Raw genomic sequence first — 17,852 nt, forward strand, 5'->3', positions numbered from 1 at the left:
GGCTGCGCTCGCAATGACGGCGTGGTGGGGTCGTCGCCTTCGCCGAGACTCGCGGCCTATCGGCCGCAGGCCCGATCTTCACTTCTGACATTTCTGACACCAGAAGGTGGAGCGCCCGTTCTGGGTGAATCGCTTCACGGTGCCGACGCACCCTGGCGTCTTGCAGGTCTCGCCCTCGCGGTCATAGACCTTGAAGGAATGCTGGAAATAGCCGAGCTCGCCCGAGGTCTGGCGATGGTCGCGCAAGCTGGAGCCGCCGGCCTTGATGGCGTCGTTCAGCACGGTGTGAATGGCACTCACCAGCCGCTTCGCATGATCGGTCGGCTCGCCGCCGCCAACACCCTTGCGACCCTTGGTCGCGATTGTCGCAGCAATGCGGCGCGGTGACAGGTGCGAGCGATGCAGCGCTTCGCAGACATAGATGTTGCCGAGCCCGGCGACCACGCGCTGGTCGAGCAGCGCGGCTTTCAGGCTCGTCGTCTTGCCCTCGCACGACCGCGCCAGCATCGCAGCATCGAATTCGTTGCCGAGCGGCTCGGGACCGAGATCGCGCAGCAGTGGCTCGTCTTCAAGCGCGTTGCGCGCGATCACTTTCATGTAACCGAAGCGGCGCGGGTCGTTGAACACGATGTCGGCGCCGGAGGACATCCGAAACAGCACGTGGTCGTGCGTGGAGTCCTTAGCCCGCGGGTAGTGAAACTCGCCCGGCGCGGCCTCGTTGTCCGGCTTGATGACGCGGAACGAGCCCGACATGCCCAGATGCATCAGCAGCACGTCGCCGGAGGCGAGATCGGCCATGAGATATTTTGCACGGCGGCCAAGCCCCGTGACGACCTGCCCCTGGAGCCGGGCCACGAAATCGGGCTGGAAGGGAAAGCGCAGATCCGGCCTGCGGGCCTCTGCGACGAGGATTTTCGCACCCTCCATGACGGGCTGAAGGCCGCGGCGGACGGTCTCGACTTCGGGCAATTCAGGCATGGTCAGGCATTCACCTTATGAGGGCGGTGTGATAGCGCCATTGCGGCGGCCGCGCTATGGTCCGCCCAGTGGAGTAGAGTAATGGATCGGCCGGGCGAAACCACGCATTTTGGCTTCAGGGACGTTCCCCTGGGGGACAAGCAGACGCTGGTGAACGATGTGTTTCACAGCGTGGCGTCGCGCTATGACTTGATGAACGACCTGATGTCCGGTGGCCTGCACCGGGTCTGGAAGGACATCATGATCACTGCGCTCAACCCGCCGCGGGGTGACCGGCCGTTCGCGCTGCTCGACGTTGCCGGCGGCACCGGCGACATCTCGTTCCGCGCTACCAAGGCGGCAGGTCCCGGCTTCCATGCCACGGTGTGCGACATCAACGCCGAGATGCTGGCCGTGGGCCGCGAGCGTGCCGCGAAGCGGCATCTCGAGACCCAGGTCGATTTCGTCGAGGGCAATGCCGAAGCGCTCGCCTTCGCCGACCGCAGCTTTGACGCATATACGATCGCTTTCGGCATTCGCAATGTGCCGCGGATCGACCTGGCGCTGCGCGAGGCCTATCGCGTGCTGAAGCCCGGCAGCCGCTTCCTGTGCCTGGAATTCTCCACCGTCGAGATGCCCGGGCTCGACCGGATCTATGACCTGTTCTCGTTCAAGGTGATCCCGCCGCTCGGCCGCATGGTCACGGGCGACGCCGAGTCCTACCAGTATCTCGTCGAATCGATCCGCAAGTTTCCGAAACCCAACGCCTTCGCCGACATGATCCGCGACGCCGGCTTCGCCCGCGTCAGCTGGCAGACATTGTCCGGCGGCATCGTCGCACTGCATTCGGGCTGGCGTTTGTGATTTCTTCCATTACCCACATTTCGCGCCTGATCCGCGCCGCGTTCGTGTTTGCGCGCGAGGGCGTGTTCGGTTCCGTCGATCCGACCCTAGTGCCGCCGCCAGGGCAACTCGCGCTGAAGCTTGCGCGCCTCGTCGAACGGCGCGGTCCAAAGCACGGACCACGGCTGACGCGCGCGCTGACCCGGATGGGCCCAGCCTATCTCAAGCTCGGGCAGTTTCTGGCCACGCGTCCCGACGTCGTCGGCGTCGTCATGGCGCGTGATCTGGAAAGCCTCCAGGATCGCTTGCCGCCGTTTTCGCAAGCCGAAGCGGAAGCCGCGATCGCGAGCTCGCTGGAGCGTCCGCTCAAGGACGTGTTCGCGAGCCTCGGCCCGCCGGTCGCCGCCGCCTCGATCGCGCAGGTGCATCGCGGCGAGGTGTCGCGCGACGGTGTCCGCAGGCCTGTCGCGGTGAAGGTGCTGCGGCCGAACGTGGCCTCGCGATTCCGCCGCGATCTCTCCGATTTCTTCTACGTCGCGCACAAGGCCGAGACCTATTCGAGCGAGGCGCGGCGTCTGCGCCTGATCGAAGTCATCAACACCATGTCGCGCTCGGTCGCGATGGAGATGGACCTGCGGCTGGAAGCGGCTGCAATGTCGGAGATGGCGGAGAACACAGGCGACGATCCTGATTTTCGCGTGCCGACCGTCGACTGGGACCGCACCACGCACAACGTGCTGACAATGGAGTGGATCGACGGCATCGCGCTGAACGATCACAAGCGCCTGGCAGAGGCGCAGGTCGACCTGCCCGATCTCGGCCGCAAGGTGATCCAGAGTTTTCTGCGCCACGCGCTGCGCGACGGCTTCTTCCACGCCGACATGCATCCCGGCAACCTGTTCCTAGATGACGCCGGCCGTCTGGTCGCGGTGGATTTCGGCATCATGGGCCGGCTCGGGATGAAGGAGCGGCGCTTCCTCGCCGAGATCCTGCTCGGCTTCATCACCCGCGATTATCGCCGCGTCGCCGAGGTGCATTTCGAGGCGGGCTATGTGCCGGCGCACCACTCGGTCGAGAACTTTGCGCAAGCGATCCGCGCCATCGGTGAACCCATTCACAACCGCACGGCGGAAGAGATCTCGATGGCGCGGCTGCTGACGCTGCTGCTCGAGGTCACCGGTCTGTTCGACATGACGACGCGGCCCGAGCTGATCCTGCTGCAGAAGACCATGGTGGTGGTCGAGGGCGTGGCGCGCGCCTTCGATCCCAAGCTCGACATCTGGAAGGTTGCCGACCCCGTGGTGCGCGAATGGATCGAGCGCAATCTGGGCCCGCTCGGCCGGGTGCAGGGCGCGCTCTCCGGCGGCAGCGATCTCGCCCGCGTGCTGATGCGCCTGCCCGACATCGCGCAACGCTCGGTCGCGGTGCTCGAGCAGCTCGAGACCATGACGCGGGAAGGCATCCGGCTGTCGCCGGAGAGCATCGCCGCGATGGGCCGCAGCGAAGGCCGCAAGAACCGTTGGCGCACCGTGGCGCTCTGGATCATTGCCGCCACCTTCATCGGAATCCTGATCGCCGTCCGGAATCTGTGATTGCACTGCAATCACGGAAACGATAGCATCGCTATCATTCCGTGCTGGAGGGGCGTCATGGCAAGCCTGACCATCCGCAAGCTCGACGAGGGCGTCAAAACCTATTTGCGCCTGCGCTCGGCCAGGAACCGCAGGTCGGTCGAGGAAGAGGTCCGGGTCATCCTCGGGGAGCTGATCGAGGGCCGCGAGGAGCCGCTGACGCCGTTTGCGCTGCCGCCGGCCCAATCCACCGCCCCCACGCCGCAACGTACCGGCGCCCTCTCCGAGGCCAGCGTCACCCTGATCATCGGCGGCGGTATCGCGGCCTACAAGTCGCTCGACCTGATCCGCCGGCTCAAGGAACGCCGGATCGAGGTCCGTTGCGTCCTGACCAAGGCGGCGCAGCAATTCGTCACGCCGCTGGCTGTCAGCGCGCTGTCGCATGAGCGTGTCTACACCGACCTGTTCGACCCCCAGAGCGAGTTCGACGCCGGGCACATCCGCCTGGCGCGCGACTGCGACCTGATCGTCGTCGCGCCCGCGACCGCCGATCTCCTGGCGAAGATGGCCAATGGCCATGCCGACGATCTCGCCAGCGCCATCCTGCTTGCGACCAACCGCAAGGTCCTGCTGGCGCCGGCGATGAATCCGCTGATGTGGAACAACGCGGCGACCCGCCGCAACGTGACGCAGCTTCAGCGTGACGGCGCGGTGCTGATCGGCCCGAATGCCGGCGAGATGGCGGAGGCCGGCGAAGCCGGAATCGGCCGCATGTCCGAGGCGATCGAGATCGCCACCGCCGCCGAGCGCCTGCTGCGGCCGCCGGTGCCGCGCCCGCTCGCCGGCAAGCGCGTGCTGATCACCGCAGGTCCCACCCACGAGCCGATCGACCCGGTGCGCTACATCGCCAACCGCTCCTCCGGCAAGCAGGGCTTTGCCATCGCCGCCGCCGCGCAAGCTGCGGGTGCCGAGGTGATTTTGGTCAGCGGCCCGGTCGATCTCGGCGACCCCCAGGGCGTGACGGTGAAGCGCGTGGAATCGGCCCGGCAGATGCTGGAGCAGGTGCAGGCGGCGCTTCCCGCCGACATCGCGATCTTCGCGGCCGCGGTCGCCGACTGGCGGGTCGCCAGTGAGGGCGAGCAGAAGCTGAAGAAGACCTCGGTCGGCATGCCGCCGCTTCAGCTGGTCGAGAATCCCGACATCCTCGCCACGATCTCGAAGCTGACCGACCGGCGCCCGCCGCTGGTGATCGGCTTTGCCGCCGAGACCGAGCACCTCATCGACAACGCCAAGTCCAAGCTGGCCCGCAAGGGCTGCGACTGGATCGTCGCCAACGACGTCTCGCCGGCGACCGGCGTGATGGGCGGCGACCGCAACACCGTGCATCTGATCAGTCGCAAGAATGGTGAGGAGGACGGCGAGATCGCAGTTGATTCCTGGCCGGTGATGACCAAGGAACAGGTCGCCATCGAGCTGGTCGCGCATGTCGCAAAGAGCGTGACCGACAAATCCCGGGAGCCGGCATCTTGAGCACGAAAGTCACGGTCGAACTGCAGCAACTGGCCCACGCCGAAGGCCTTCCGCTGCCGGCCTATCAGACCTCCGAAGCCGCCGGCCTCGACCTGATGGCTGCAGTTCCCGACAGCGAGCCGATGATGCTCGCCCCCGGCCAATATGCGCTGGTGCCGACGGGCCTCGCGATCGCGCTGCCGCCCGGCCACGAGGCGCAGGTGCGGCCGCGCTCGGGCCTCGCCGCCAAGCACGGCGTCACCGTGCTGAACTCGCCCGGCACGATCGATGCGGACTATCGCGGCGAGATCAAGGTGATCCTGATCAACCACGGCGCGGCGCCCTTCGTGGTCAAGCGCGGCGAGCGCATCGCGCAGATGGTGATCGCGCCGGTGGTGCAGGCCGCGCTGGTTCCCGTGGCGACATTGTCCGCGACCGATCGCGGCGCCGGCGGCTTTGGCTCGACCGGCCGCTAACACACGGCAACTCCAGCCGAATCATCCCGAAGAACTAGGTGGATTGGAACAGCGCGCCCGGCATTTTTGTGGGACCGCCTTTGCGTTCACGATCTGGACTCTTACCGCTGGAGTCACGGTGGGGGTATTGTCGTTTGATTCGCGCGCGACGGGGGTCGCCGCGCGCAAATTCGTGCGATCTGGGGCAACTATGTCAGGCGTGATCGTGTCGATGCGTCGGACGCTGCTGTCGTGCACATCGTTGGCGCGCAACGGCTTGTTGGGAGGCGCTCTCGCGGCGCTGCTGCCGGCTGCGCCGGCTGAGGCTGCCGACCTCGTCGACACACTTTCCATAATGCTGGACTTCAACCGGCAGGAACTCGCGGTGCTGGCCACCGCGCTCGCGCTGCTCGGCTTCTCGGTCGTGGCCGCGATCCTGTTGATGCGCACGCGCGTGCGCACGGCGAACAACGAGGCGCGGCTGCGCGCGCGGATCGGGGAACTGCAACTCCAGTCCGATCGCTTCGGCGCGCTGCTGTTCGCCGAGCCGCAGATCCTGATCTCGTGGCCGGCCGGCGACAATCGCGCGCAGATTTCCGGCGACATCTCCATGGTGCTACCGCGCGATTCCTCCCCCCAGCGCGTCCTCGCGTTCGGAACATGGCTGCCGCCGGAGCCCGCGCTCCAAATGGATCACGCGGTCGATGCGTTGCGTGACCGCGGCGACGGGTTCCAGCTGACGCTGACCACCGCGCACGGCCACACGCTGGAGGCCATCGGCCGCGCCATCGGCGGCCAGGCCATTGTCAGGATTCGCGAACTCTCCGGTCTCCGGCGCGATCTGGCCGAGACCAATCTGCGTTACAAGGCCCTCGCCGACGAGACCGAGATGCTGCGCGGCTTTGCCGCCGCCGCACCCTGGCCGATCTGGGCCAAGGCCGAGAACGGCGCGCTGAGCTACGCCAATCCGGCCTATGTGCGCGCGACCGAGGCAAGCAGCGTCACCGACGCCCAGCAGCGCAAGCTCGAGCTGCTCGACAGTGCCGACCGGACCGCGATGGAGCGGGGCCTGAAGGACGCGGCCAGTTTCACCTCGCGACTGCCGATCGTGATCGGCGGCGAGCGGCGCATCTACGACGTCCGCGCGGTCAATGTGGGCAGCGGCAATGTCGGCGTCGCCATCGATGCCAGCGAGGCGGATGCGCTGAGCTCGGCGCTGGTGCGGATGGCGGAGGCGCATCGGCGCACGCTCGACCAGCTCTCCTCGGGCGTTGCCGTGTTCGACGGCCAGCGACGGCTCGCCTTCTACAACGATTCCTACCGCCGGCTGTGGGACCTCGACCGCATCTTCCTCGACGCCAATCCCGACGATTCCAGCGTGCTCGACCAACTCCGCGCAGCGCGCAAGCTGCCGGAGCAGCCGGACTTCCGCGCCTGGAAGGCCAAGCTGCACGAGGCCTATCGCGCGGTCGAGGCCGCCAAGGACACCTGGTACCTGCCCGACGGCCGCGCGCTATCCGTCGTCACCACGCCGAATCCGGAAGGCGGCGTCACCTATCTGTTCGACGACGTCACCGAAAGCCTCGAGCTCGCCCGCCGCTTCGACGGCATGATCCGCGTCCAGCGCGAGACGCTGGACAGCCTCGCCGAGGGCGTCGCGGTGTTCGGCAGCAACGGCAGGGCGCAGCTGTTCAACCCGGCCTTCGTCCGGATGTGGAAGCTGTCGAGCGACGCCATGCGCGACGAGCCGCACATCCAGACGGTCGAAGGCTGGTGCCATCAGCTGTTCGACGACCCGCAAGTCTGGCGGCAGATCCGCGAGGCCGTCACCTCGATCGAGAGCCGCGCCGACGTGCCGCTGAAGCTGGAGCGCAAGGACGGCAGCGTGCTCGACGGCATGATCCGTCCGCTGCATGACGGCGCGACCATGCTGACGTTCCAGGACATCACCGACACCGAGAATGTCGAGCGTGCGCTGCGCGAGCGCAACGAGGCACTGGAGGCCGCCGACCAGATGAAGGTGGATTTCGTCCACCACGTCTCCTACGAGCTGCGCTCGCCGCTCACCACCATCATCGGCTTCGCGCATTTCCTCAGCGATCCCTCGACCGGGCCGCTGACGCCGAAACAGGCCGAATATCTCGACTACGTCACCAAATCCACCAACGCCCTGCTGGCGCTGACCAACAACATCCTGGATCTCGCCACGATCGATGCCGGCGCCATGAAGCTGGAACTCGGCCCGGTCGACGTCAGCAAGGCCATCGAACTCGCCGCCGAGGGTATCCAGGACCGCCTCGCCACCGACCGCATCCGCCTCAAGGTCGAGATCGCGCCCGATATCGGCAGCTTCGTCGGCGACGAGAAGCGCGTGGTGCAGGTGCTCTATAACCTCCTCGCCAACGCCGTCGGGTTTTCTCCACAGGATTCCACCGTAGGCATCAGCGCACGCCGCACCGAACGCAGCGTGGTCTTCACTGTGACAGATTCCGGGCCTGGAATACCTGCCGACATGAAGGACAAGGTGTTCAACTGGTTCGAAAGCCGCTCGCAGGGGTCGCGTCACCGCGGCGCCGGGCTCGGCCTGTCGCTGGTGCGCTCCTTCGTCGAGCTGCATGGCGGCAAGGTGCGGGTGGATTCGATCGTGGGCAGGGGCACGGTCGTGATCTGCGACTTCCCGACCGACCAGGCGGCGCATCGCGACGCCGCCGAATGACTGAACCGACCACATTCTCCGTCGCGCTTGTCAACGAGACGGCCACTGCGCAATTGATGGCCGACCTTGCGCTGCTGGTCGGCCCCGGCGACGTCATCACCCTCACCGGCGATCTCGGCGCCGGCAAGACTGCGGCTGCGCGAGCCATGATCCGCTATCTCGCCGGCGACGAGACGCTGGAAGTTCCGAGCCCAACCTTCACGCTGGTGCAGGGTTACGAGCTGCCGCCGTTTCCGGTGATGCATGCCGATCTCTACCGCGTCGAGGACGAGAGCGAGCTCGAGGAGATCGGCCTGTCGCCGCTTCCCGATGCCACGCTCGTCCTGATCGAATGGCCGGAGCGCGCACCGTCGGCGATGCCGCAAGACCGCATCGACATCGCGCTGACGCACCGGCCGGCGCTGGGCTCGAATGCGCGCGCCGCCGACATCACCGGATACGGCAAGAGCGCCGCGCAAGTCGCGCGGCTGAAGGCGCTGCGGGAATTCCTCGAGGCATCCGGCTACATGGATGCAAAGCGCAAGCACATGGCCGGCGATGCCTCGACCCGCTCCTATGCGCGGCTGCAGCGTAACGACGAGATCGTCATCCTCATGAACTTTCCGCAGCGGCCCGACGGCGCTGCGATGTACAACGGAAAATCCTACAGCGCGGCGGTGCATCTTGCCGAGAACATCAAGCCGTTCGTTGCCGTCGACGAAGGCCTGCGCGTGGCGGGAGTCTCAGCGCCCGCGATCCACCATTACGATCTCGACCACGGCTTCCTGATCTCCGAGGATTTCGGCAGCGACGGCGTGATCGAAGGCGATCCGCCGCGCCCGATCGCCGAACGTTACGAAGCTGCGACCGACGTGCTGGCCGTGCTGCACAGCAAGACATTGCCGGAGACGCTGCGGCTGGCGGATCAGACCTACACCATTCCTGCCTTCGACACCGAGGCGCTGCTGATCGAGATCGGGTTGATGCCGGAATGGTATCTGCCCGATCGCAACGCGCCACTGAGCGACGAGAAGCGCGCGGAATTCTTCGCGATGTGGCGCGAGCTGCTGAAGAAGCCGCTGGCCGCGCCAAAAACCTGGATCATCCGCGACTACCACTCGCCCAATCTGATCTGGCTCGCCGATCGTACTGGCATGGCGCGCGTCGGCGTGATCGACTTCCAAGACACCGTACTCGGGCCGCATTCCTATGACGTAGTGTCGCTGCTGCAGGACGCGCGTATCGACGTCCCTGAGACCCTCGAGCTGACACTGCTGTCGCGCTACATCAAGGCGCGGCGCACGGCCGATGCGAGCTTCGATCCGGCCGGCTTCGCCGAGCTCTACGCCATCATGTCGGCGCAGCGGAACACGCGCCTGCTCGGCACCTTCGCCCGTCTCAACCGCCGCGACGGTAAGCCGCATTATCTTCGCCACCAGCCGCGGATCTGGACCTACCTCCAGCGCTCGCTGGCACATCCCGCGCTGGCTCGCCTGCGCGACTGGTATCTCGCCAACGTCCCGCCGCCCCGGGGGGCGTCCCAAGAGCCGTCCGAAGAGCAGCCTGAAGAGCAGCCTCAAGCCTGATTCGCGGCCCGATTTACCGCCTGTTAGCCATCGCATCGGTATCATCGCCCGCAGGCAGCCGGACAAGGACGGGGCTGGAGCAAGGGCAGATGGCGGTCAAGACGGACCATCGTGGCAACAGCCGGGTTGTTTTCGAGCGCGGGATACCGGCCCAGATGATGGGGATCGACGGCACCTGGCGGCGCGAGTGCACCATGGAGGACGTCTCCGAGAGCGGTGCCAAGCTGACCATCGACGGCTCGGTCGAGGGCCTGCATCTGAAGGAATTTTTTCTCCTGCTTTCGTCCACCGGACTTGCGTACCGGCGCTGTGAGCTGGCTTGGGTCAATGGCGACCAGATCGGCGTCAACTTTCTCAAGCTCGGCGACAAGAAGAAGGCGCGTTCCACATCCGTTGGGGCGTGACGGCCACACCCGTCGTACAACCGTCACGGCAGGTGGTTAAGGCGGTTAAGACGCGGTGCGGCCAATTGCGGTCCGTGTTAGGATTGCTGCGTACGCGAACTTCAAAAGTTCTCAAGTCCAGGATTTCGGGAAAGACGAGTCTGAGAAAGCGAACGATGTCCGTCAAGCCGACCAAAGCCATGGTGCTCGCCGCGGGGTTCGGGCTGCGCATGCGTCCGTTGACGGAGAAGATGCCGAAGCCGCTCGTGCCGGTGGCCGGCCAGCCGCTGCTGGACCATGTGCTCGACAAGCTCGGCGACGCCGGCGTGACCGAGGCGATCGTCAATGTGCACTATCTGCCGGACCAGATCATCAACCACACCGCATCCCGCCAGCATCCGCGCGTGACCATCTCGGACGAGCGCGACCAGGTGCTCGGCACCGGCGGTGGCGTGGTCAAGGCGCTGCCGCTGCTCGGCGACGCGCCGTTCTTCCATGTCAATTCCGACACGCTGTGGATCGACGGCGTGCGCTCGAACCTGGCGCGGCTTGCGGAAAACTTCGACCCTGAGCGCATGGACATCCTGCTCTTGATGGCGCCGACCGCGACCAGCATCGGCTATAGCGGCCGCGGCGATTACGGCATGCTGCCCGACGGCGCCCTGCGCAAGCGCAAGGAAAAAGAGGTCGTTCCGTTCGTCTATGCCGGCGCGGCGATCCTGTCGCCCTCGATCTTCGCCAACGCACCGCAGGGCGAGTTCTCGCTGACCAAGATGTTCGACCGCGCCAACGAACAGGAGCGGCTGTTCGGCCTCCGCCTCGACGGCGTCTGGATGCATGTCGGCACGCCCGATGCCGTGCATGCGGCGGAAGAGGCGTTTCTGGAGAGCGTGGCGTAAGCCGCTCTCGTGTCCCGGACGCGGTGCGGCGCGAAGTGCCGCTCCGCAGAGCCGGGACCCGGCAAGCTCACAAATTCGACCAAGCAGCATAGGCCCCGGCTCAGCAACGCGTCATTTCATGCCGCGTTGCGTCCGGGGCACGAGAGCGGTGTAAAGCGAACAGCGGGGACTATCTCCCCTCCACCCATATCCATTTGAATCCGCCTCCCTATATTGGCGCCTGATTCCCGAATCAGGCAGCCCATGCGCGTTTTCAGCGTTCCCATCTCAGTTCCGTTCCTGCGCACGGTCGTCTCGAGCCTGCTCGACGGCCGGCTGGTCGACGGATTCGAGGCGCGCAAGGAACCGGCGCGGCTTGCGGATGCCACGCTGTACCTGCCGACAAGGCGCGCCATGCGCGTCGTGCGCGAGATCTTTCTCGAGGAGATGAAGGCAGATGCAGTGGTCCTGCCGCGCATCGTCGCGCTCGGCGACATCGACGAGGACGAGCTCGCTTTCGCCGACGAGGGCGAGCAGTTCTCCGGCGGAGCGCCGCTCGACATTCCGCCACGGCTTGGCGAGCTCGAACGGCGGCTGACGCTGGCGCAGCTCGTCGCCGCCTGGGCCAAGGGCCCGGTGCTGTCCCCGCTGGTGGTCGGCGGCCCCGCCTCGACACTCGCGCTGGCCGGCGACCTCGCACGCCTGATCGACGACATGGTGACGCGCGGCGTCGACTGGAGCGCGCTCGACGGCCTCGTGCCCGACATGCTCGACCGCTACTGGCAGCACTCGCTCGAATTTTTGCGGATCGCGCGCATCGCGTGGCCCGGCCATCTCGCCGAGATCAACCGGATCGAGCCCGCGGCGCGGCGCGACCTCCTGATCGCGGCGGAAGCCAGGCGGTTGACCGCGCATCCCCATGGCCCCGTGATCGCGGCGGGCTCGACCGGCTCGATGCCGGCCACCGCAAAATTCCTGCATGCGGTCGCATCGCTGCCGCATGGCGCCGTGGTGCTGCCGGGCCTCGACACCGATCTGGGCGAGGACGCCTGGCGCACCATCGGCGGCGTACGCGACGCGCTCGGCAAGTTCGCAGAGCATCCGGCGTCGAACCATCCGCAATATGCCATGCACGCGCTGCTGGATCGCTTTGGCATCAAGCGCAGCGACGTCGACATCCTCCAGCCGCCGGCGGAAGGCGGGCGCGATCTGCTCGCATCGGAATCGATGCGTCCGTCGGCGAAGACGGAAGTCTGGCACGACCGGCTGAAGCAGCCTGACGTCGCCGCGAAGATCGCGGGCGGCATGACAAACCTTGCGGTCGTCGAAGCCCCCAATCCCGAAATGGAAGCGCTCGCGATCGCCATTGCGATGCGCGAGGCGCGGCATCTCGACAAATCGGCGGCACTGGTGACGCCAGACCGCGCGCTGGCGCGGCGGGTGATGGCCGCGCTCACGCGATGGGATCTCGCCTTCGACGATTCCGGCGGCGACGTGCTGATGGAAACGTCCGCCGGCGTTTTTGCGCGTCTGGCATCGGAAGCGGCGACCAAGGGATTGGAGCCGCCGACGCTGCTGGCGATGCTGAAACATCCGCTGTGCCGGCTTGGCCGGGTGCCTGGCGCGTGGAAGGCGGCAATCGAGGGCCTCGAGCTTGCAGTCTTGCGCGGCACGCGGCCGCCTGCGGGCACCGCGGGCCTGCTGCGCGAATTCAATCGTTTCCGCGAGGAGCTGGCAAAGCTGTGGCGCAAGGAGGTCTCTGCGCTCCACCACGCGGAGCCGCGCGCGCGTCTGAAGGCGGAGGACCTCGATCGCATCCAGGCGCTGATCGATGCCCTGCGACAAGCGTTGGCGCCGATCGAGAGTCTCGCGCCATCGAAACCGTACGACTTCGCCGAGCTCGCGCACCGGCACCGCGAGATCATGATCGAGCTGTCGCGCGACGAGCAGGGCATCCCGCTCGCTTTCGAGGAGCGCGAGGGCCTGGCGCTCGCGGCCGCCTTCGACGACCTCCTGCGCGGCGGCACCACCAGCGGATTGATGGTGACGCTGCCTGACTACGCCGACGTCTTCCAGACCGCGTTCAGCGACCGGGCCGTGCGGCGGCGGGACAAACCCGGCGCGCGGCTACAGATCTACGGCCCGCTGGAATCGCGCCTGATGCAGGCCGACCGGATCATCATCGGCGGCCTGATCGAAGGCGTCTGGCCGCCGGCGCCGCGCATCGATCCCTGGCTCAGCCGTCCGATGCGGCACGAGCTTGGCCTCGATCTGCCGGAACGCCGCATCGGCCTCTCCGCACACGACTTCGCGCAACTGCTCGGCGGCGACGAGGTGATCCTGACCCATTCCGCGAAGGCCGGCGGCGCCCCGGCGGTCGCCTCGCGCTTCCTGCACCGGTTAGAGGCGGTCGCGGGCGACGAGCTCTGGAAGACGGCCATTCGCGCCGGCGAGAAATACGTGCAGTTCGCGAGCGCGCTCGATCAGCCCGCCGAGGTCAAGCCGGTCAAGCAGCCCGAACCGCGGCCGCCGCGCGCGACGCGGCCGCTGAAGATGTCGGTCACCGCGATCGAGGACTGGCTGCGTGATCCCTACACGATCTACGCAAAGCACATTTTGCGGCTCGATGCGCTCGACCCCGTCGACATGCCGCTGTCGGCCGCCGACCGCGGCTCGGCAATCCATGATGCGCTCGGCGAGTTCACGGAAACCTACGCTGCACATCTGCCCCCCGATCCCGCGCGCGTGCTGCGCGCGATCGGCGAAAAGTATTTTGCGCCGCTGATGGAGCGCCCCGAAGCGCGCGCGCTGTGGTGGCCGCGTTTCCAGCGCATCGCGCGCTGGTTTGGCGAATGGGAGACGGCGCGTCGCGACGTGATCGAGGTCATCACGGCAGAAACGCGTGGCGAGATCTCGATCCAGCTCGACCACGAGCGCAGCTTCCAGCTCTCCGCCCGCGCCGACCGCATCGAGCGGCGCCAGGGCGGCAGCTATGCCATCCTCGACTACAAGACCGGGCAGCCGCCGACGGGCAAGCAGGTCCGCATGGGCCTGTCGCCGCAGCTCACTCTCGAAGCGGCAATCCTGCGCGAGGGCGGGTTCCCTGACATCGACGCGGGTTCGTCCGTCAGCCAGCTCGTCTATGTGCGCCTGAGCGGCAACAATCCACCCGGCGAGGAGCGCATCCTCGAGCTCAAGTATAGGCAAGGCGACGAACCGCAGCCGCCGGATACGGCCGCCGCCGAAGCACGGGCCAAGCTGGAGGCGCTGATCCGTGCCTTCGAGGACGAGAACCAGGCGTACACCTCGCTGAACCTGCCGATGTGGACCAACCGCTACGGCACCTATGACGACCTCGCCCGCATCAAGGAATGGTCCGCGGCCGGCGGTTTGGGGATCGAGGAATGGTGAAGCTGCCGCGTCCCATTCCCGACGAGGTGCGTGCGCGGCAGGCGCGCGCGTCCGATCCGACTGCGTCGGCCTTCGTGTCGGCCAATGCCGGCTCGGGCAAGACCCATGTGCTGGTGCAGCGCGTGATCCGCCTGCTGCTGTCGGGCGTGCCGCCGGAAAAGATCCTCTGCATCACCTTCACCAAGGCCGCCGCCGCCAACATGGCCGAGCGCGTGTTCACGACGCTTGGCCATTGGGTCACGCTGGACGACAACGCGCTCGACGCGGCGATTAAGGCGGTTGGCATCCCACATCCCGATCGAAAACTACGCCGCGAAGCACGAAAGCTGTTTGCCTGCGCGCTGGAGACGCCGGGCGGGCTGAAGGTGCAGACCATCCACGCGCTGTGCACCCGCCTGCTTCAGCAGTTTCCGTTCGAGGCCAATGTTCCCGCGCGCTTCGCCGTGATCGACGAGCGCGACCAGACCGACATGATGGAGCGCGCCAATCTGAAGGTGCTGCTGGAGGCCGCACGCGATCCGGAGACCGTCACCGGCCGCGCGCTGCTCACCGCGATGGCGAGTGCGGCCGACGTCACCTTCAAGGAAGTCGTGCGCGAGGCCTGTCTCAGCCGCGACCATTTCATGGCCTGGACCGACGAGGCCGGCAACGCAGAGGCTGCCGCCGCTCAAATGGCGTCGGTCCTGGGCGTTGATGCGAGCGATCGGATCGAGGACATCGAGACGGAAATTCTCGACGGCCCATTCCTGCCGCGATCGCGCTGGGACGACATCGCCTTCGCGCTGGAAGACGGCACCTCTTCCGACAAGAGCCAGGCCGCTCGTTTCCGCGAGGCCAAGGTGTTTTCCGGCGCTGCACAGGTCGATGCCTATCTCGGCGTCTTCCTCACCGACGAAAAGCTGCCGCGCAAGGCGGTGCTGACCAAGAAGTTTGGCGATCACAACCCATCTGTCGCACGGCTGTTCGAGAACGAGGGGCAGCGCCTCGGCGGATTGATCGAGAAGCGCCGCGCGGTGACCATGCGCGACCGCACCGCGGCCCTGCTGCACATCGCGACCGCGGCCGCCGCAAACTACCGCCGTGAGAAGCAGGAGCGCGGGCTGCTCGACTACGACGACCTCATCGACAAGACGCTGGCGATGCTGAACCGCGTCTCTTCAGGCTGGGTGCACTACAAGCTCGACCGCGGCGTCGATCATGTGCTGATCGACGAGGCCCAGGATACGAGCCCGCGGCAGTGGGACATCGTCGCGCATATCATTTCGGAGTTCACCGCGGGCGAAGGCGCGCGTGAAGGGTTGAACCGTACCGTCTTTGCCGTCGGCGACGAAAAGCAGTCGATCTTCTCGTTTCAGGGCGCGCAGCCCCGAGAATTCGATGCGCGCCGGCGCGAGTTGCGCAGCAAGTTCACTGCCGCCGGGCTGAAATTCGATCCGGTCGCCTTCACCTATTCGTTCCGTTCGGGCGCGGCGATCCTGGACTCGGTCGACCACGTCTTCCGCGAGCCCCAGATCTACAAGAGCATCCATTCGGTCGACATCGGCCATCCCCTGCACAATGCGCTCGCCGATGCGGGCCCGAGCGTGATCGAGCTGTGGGATCTCGCCGAGCCCGATGACAGGCAGGAGATCGAGGGCTGGCGCGCACCGTTCGATGGCGTCGCCGCCACCAGCCCCGAGGTGAAGCTCGCCCGCCGCATCCAGACCGAGATCAAGCAACTGGTCGAGAGCGGCACGCTGACGGGACACGAAGGCGAGCGCCGCCCCTTACGTTACGGCGACATGCTGATCCTGGTGCGCCGGCGCGGCAATGCGTTCGACGCCGTGATCCAGGCATTGAAGCACGCCAATGTTCCGGTCGCCGGCGCCGACCGGCTGAAGCTGACCGAGCATATTGCGATCATCGACCTGATGAATCTTGCGGACGCGCTGCTGCTGCCGCAGGACGATCTCGCGCTCGCGGTTGCGCTGAAGAGCCCTCTGTTCGGGCTCGATGACGATGACCTGTTTCAGCTCGCCTGGGGCCGCAAGGGCTCGCTGCGCCGCGCGCTTGGCGGGCATGCGGGCTCAAACGAGAAGTTCGCGGCAGCGCTGCGGCGGCTTGAAGCCTGCGAGGCGCGGTCGCGCGACGAGACTCCGTTCGCCTTCTACGCCTGGCTGCTCGGCGGCGACGGCGGACGCGCGCGCATCCTGCGCCGGCTCGGCCATGAGGCCAACGACGCGCTCGACGAGTTCCTGGAGCTGGCACTGAACTACGAGCGCAAGGCACCGGCCTCGCTGCAGGGTTTCATGGCGTGGCTGCGCTCGGCCGACACCGAGGTGAAGCGCGACATGGAGATCTCGCGCGACGAGGTGCGGGTGATGACCGTGCACGGCGCCAAGGGCCTGGAAGCCTCCGTCGTGTTCATGGTCGACACGACATCATCGCCCGCGGATTCGCAGCGGGTCCGGCTGATCCACGTGCCGCACGGCAATGGCGGCGAGGTCGTGGTCTGGGCCGGGCGCAAGGCCGATGATCCCAAGCCCGTCGCCGACGCACGCAAGGCCATGATCGAGGAGACCGAGGACGAGTATCGCCGCCTGCTCTATGTCGCGATGACGCGCGCGGCCGATCGGCTGATCGTCGGCGGCTGCATGCCCGGCAACATGAAGACGGTCCGCAAGCTGAGCTGGTACGATTTGATCAACACCGGGCTCACCGGCTCGGGCCTGGACAAGCAGACGATCGAGACGCCGCTCGGCAAGGTGACCCGATTCGCCCGGCCGGAGGATGTCGGGGCGCTCGGCACGCCTGCGATGTCGGTGGACCAATCGATCGCATTGCCAGACTGGCTGCGGACGCCGTTACCGCACGAGAGCGTCGATGACGATCCAGTGCGCCCCTCCGGCCAGTCGGCCGAGGACGGCCGAAGCGTGCGGTCAGGCGAATCGGTGCAGTCGCGCGCGGTGGCGCTGCAGCGCGGCACGCTGGTGCACCGGCTGCTGCAATCCCTCCCCGACATCGCCCCCGAGCGCCGGCGCGAGGCCGCGCTCGGCTTCATGGCGCGCAACGCGCCCGACTGGACGGAGGCCGACCGGACCGCGCTGGCCGACAAGGTTCTCGCCTTGATCGCCGAACCGCGGTTTGCCCCGGTGTTTACCGCCGGCAGCCGTGCCGAGGTCTCGATCATCGGCCGATTGGACCGGCCGGGGCGGCCGCCAGCGCTGGTGTCGGGGCAGATTGACCGGCTGGTCGTTCGTCCGGCCGAGGTTCTGATCGTCGATTTCAAGACCAACCAGGCGGCCCCCAAAAGCGCCGCGGAGGCGCCCGCCGCCTATGTCCGGCAGCTTGCGCTGTACCGGGCGGTGCTGGCGCAGCTTTATCCCCAAAAGCCGATCAGGGCCGTCCTGCTCTGGACCGAGGCCCTTGAATATATGGAGATTTCAGCCCCCGCGCTGGACGCGGCGCTGGCATCCCTTCATGTCGGCGTGAGCGTCCTTGACCCGGCAAGGAGCCGTTCATAGGTTGACGCCATGATCCCGGGCGCGATTCCACGTCGCGCCGATTCTCTTTCAACCGTACGAG

The 17,852-nt window shown here is 66.8% G+C and carries 11 protein-coding genes; 10 read left to right on the forward strand and 1 reads right to left on the reverse strand.

Annotated elements, in window-relative coordinates:
* Positions 1–78: 78 nt before the first annotated feature.
* Positions 79–978: a bifunctional DNA-formamidopyrimidine glycosylase/DNA-(apurinic or apyrimidinic site) lyase gene (gene mutM / locus J4G43_RS00400; protein WP_208083736.1), complete on the reverse strand. Its 900-nt coding sequence runs from the start codon at positions 976–978 to the stop codon at positions 79–81.
* Between the two features lie 81 nt (positions 979–1,059).
* Between mutM and ubiE the strand changes: the two genes are divergently transcribed.
* From ubiE to addA, 10 genes are all read left to right on the forward strand, one after another.
* A complete protein-coding gene (ubiE, locus tag J4G43_RS00405; protein WP_208083737.1) occupies positions 1,060–1,821 on the forward strand; it encodes a bifunctional demethylmenaquinone methyltransferase/2-methoxy-6-polyprenyl-1,4-benzoquinol methylase UbiE in 762 nt (253 codons plus the stop codon).
* Positions 1,818–3,392 (forward strand): 2-polyprenylphenol 6-hydroxylase, encoded by a 1,575-nt coding sequence (gene ubiB / locus J4G43_RS00410; protein WP_135214053.1) that lies wholly within the window; start codon positions 1,818–1,820, stop codon positions 3,390–3,392. Before ubiE ends, ubiB begins: the two co-directional genes overlap by 4 nt.
* Before the next feature lie 57 nt (positions 3,393–3,449).
* Positions 3,450–4,901 carry a bifunctional phosphopantothenoylcysteine decarboxylase/phosphopantothenate--cysteine ligase CoaBC gene (gene coaBC, locus J4G43_RS00415; RefSeq protein ID WP_208083738.1) on the forward strand — a complete coding sequence of 484 codons (1,452 nt, stop codon included), beginning with the start codon at positions 3,450–3,452 and terminating at the stop codon, positions 4,899–4,901.
* Positions 4,898–5,356, forward strand: a complete 459-nt coding sequence (gene dut, locus J4G43_RS00420) for a dUTP diphosphatase (protein WP_208083739.1) — start codon at positions 4,898–4,900, stop codon at positions 5,354–5,356. The genes coaBC and dut overlap by 4 nt, the downstream gene beginning before the upstream one ends.
* 190 nt (positions 5,357–5,546) lie before the next feature.
* Complete coding sequence (locus J4G43_RS00425) at positions 5,547–8,051, forward strand: sensor histidine kinase (RefSeq protein ID WP_063980160.1); 2,505 nt, start codon at positions 5,547–5,549, stop codon at positions 8,049–8,051.
* On the forward strand, positions 8,048–9,616 hold the full coding sequence (gene tsaE / locus J4G43_RS00430; protein WP_208083740.1) for a tRNA (adenosine(37)-N6)-threonylcarbamoyltransferase complex ATPase subunit type 1 TsaE: 1,569 nt from the start codon (positions 8,048–8,050) through the stop codon (positions 9,614–9,616). Before J4G43_RS00425 ends, tsaE begins: the two co-directional genes overlap by 4 nt.
* A gap of 89 nt (positions 9,617–9,705) precedes the next feature.
* Entirely contained in the window at positions 9,706–10,020 is a 315-nt protein-coding gene (locus J4G43_RS00435) for a PilZ domain-containing protein (protein ID WP_038975611.1), read from the forward strand.
* A gap of 155 nt (positions 10,021–10,175) precedes the next feature.
* Positions 10,176–10,898, forward strand: a complete 723-nt coding sequence (locus tag J4G43_RS00440; RefSeq protein WP_071908906.1) for a nucleotidyltransferase family protein — start codon at positions 10,176–10,178, stop codon at positions 10,896–10,898.
* A 243-nt stretch (positions 10,899–11,141) separates the two neighbouring features.
* Complete coding sequence (addB, locus tag J4G43_RS00445; RefSeq protein ID WP_208083741.1) at positions 11,142–14,288, forward strand: double-strand break repair protein AddB; 3,147 nt, start codon at positions 11,142–11,144, stop codon at positions 14,286–14,288.
* Positions 14,282–17,791 (forward strand): double-strand break repair helicase AddA, encoded by a 3,510-nt coding sequence (gene addA / locus J4G43_RS00450; protein WP_208083742.1) that lies wholly within the window; start codon positions 14,282–14,284, stop codon positions 17,789–17,791. The genes addB and addA overlap by 7 nt, the downstream gene beginning before the upstream one ends.
* Positions 17,792–17,852 lie beyond the last annotated feature (61 nt).

It is taken from the genome of Bradyrhizobium barranii subsp. barranii (assembly GCF_017565645.3).
Taxonomy (GTDB): Bacteria; Pseudomonadota; Alphaproteobacteria; order Rhizobiales; family Xanthobacteraceae; genus Bradyrhizobium; species Bradyrhizobium barranii.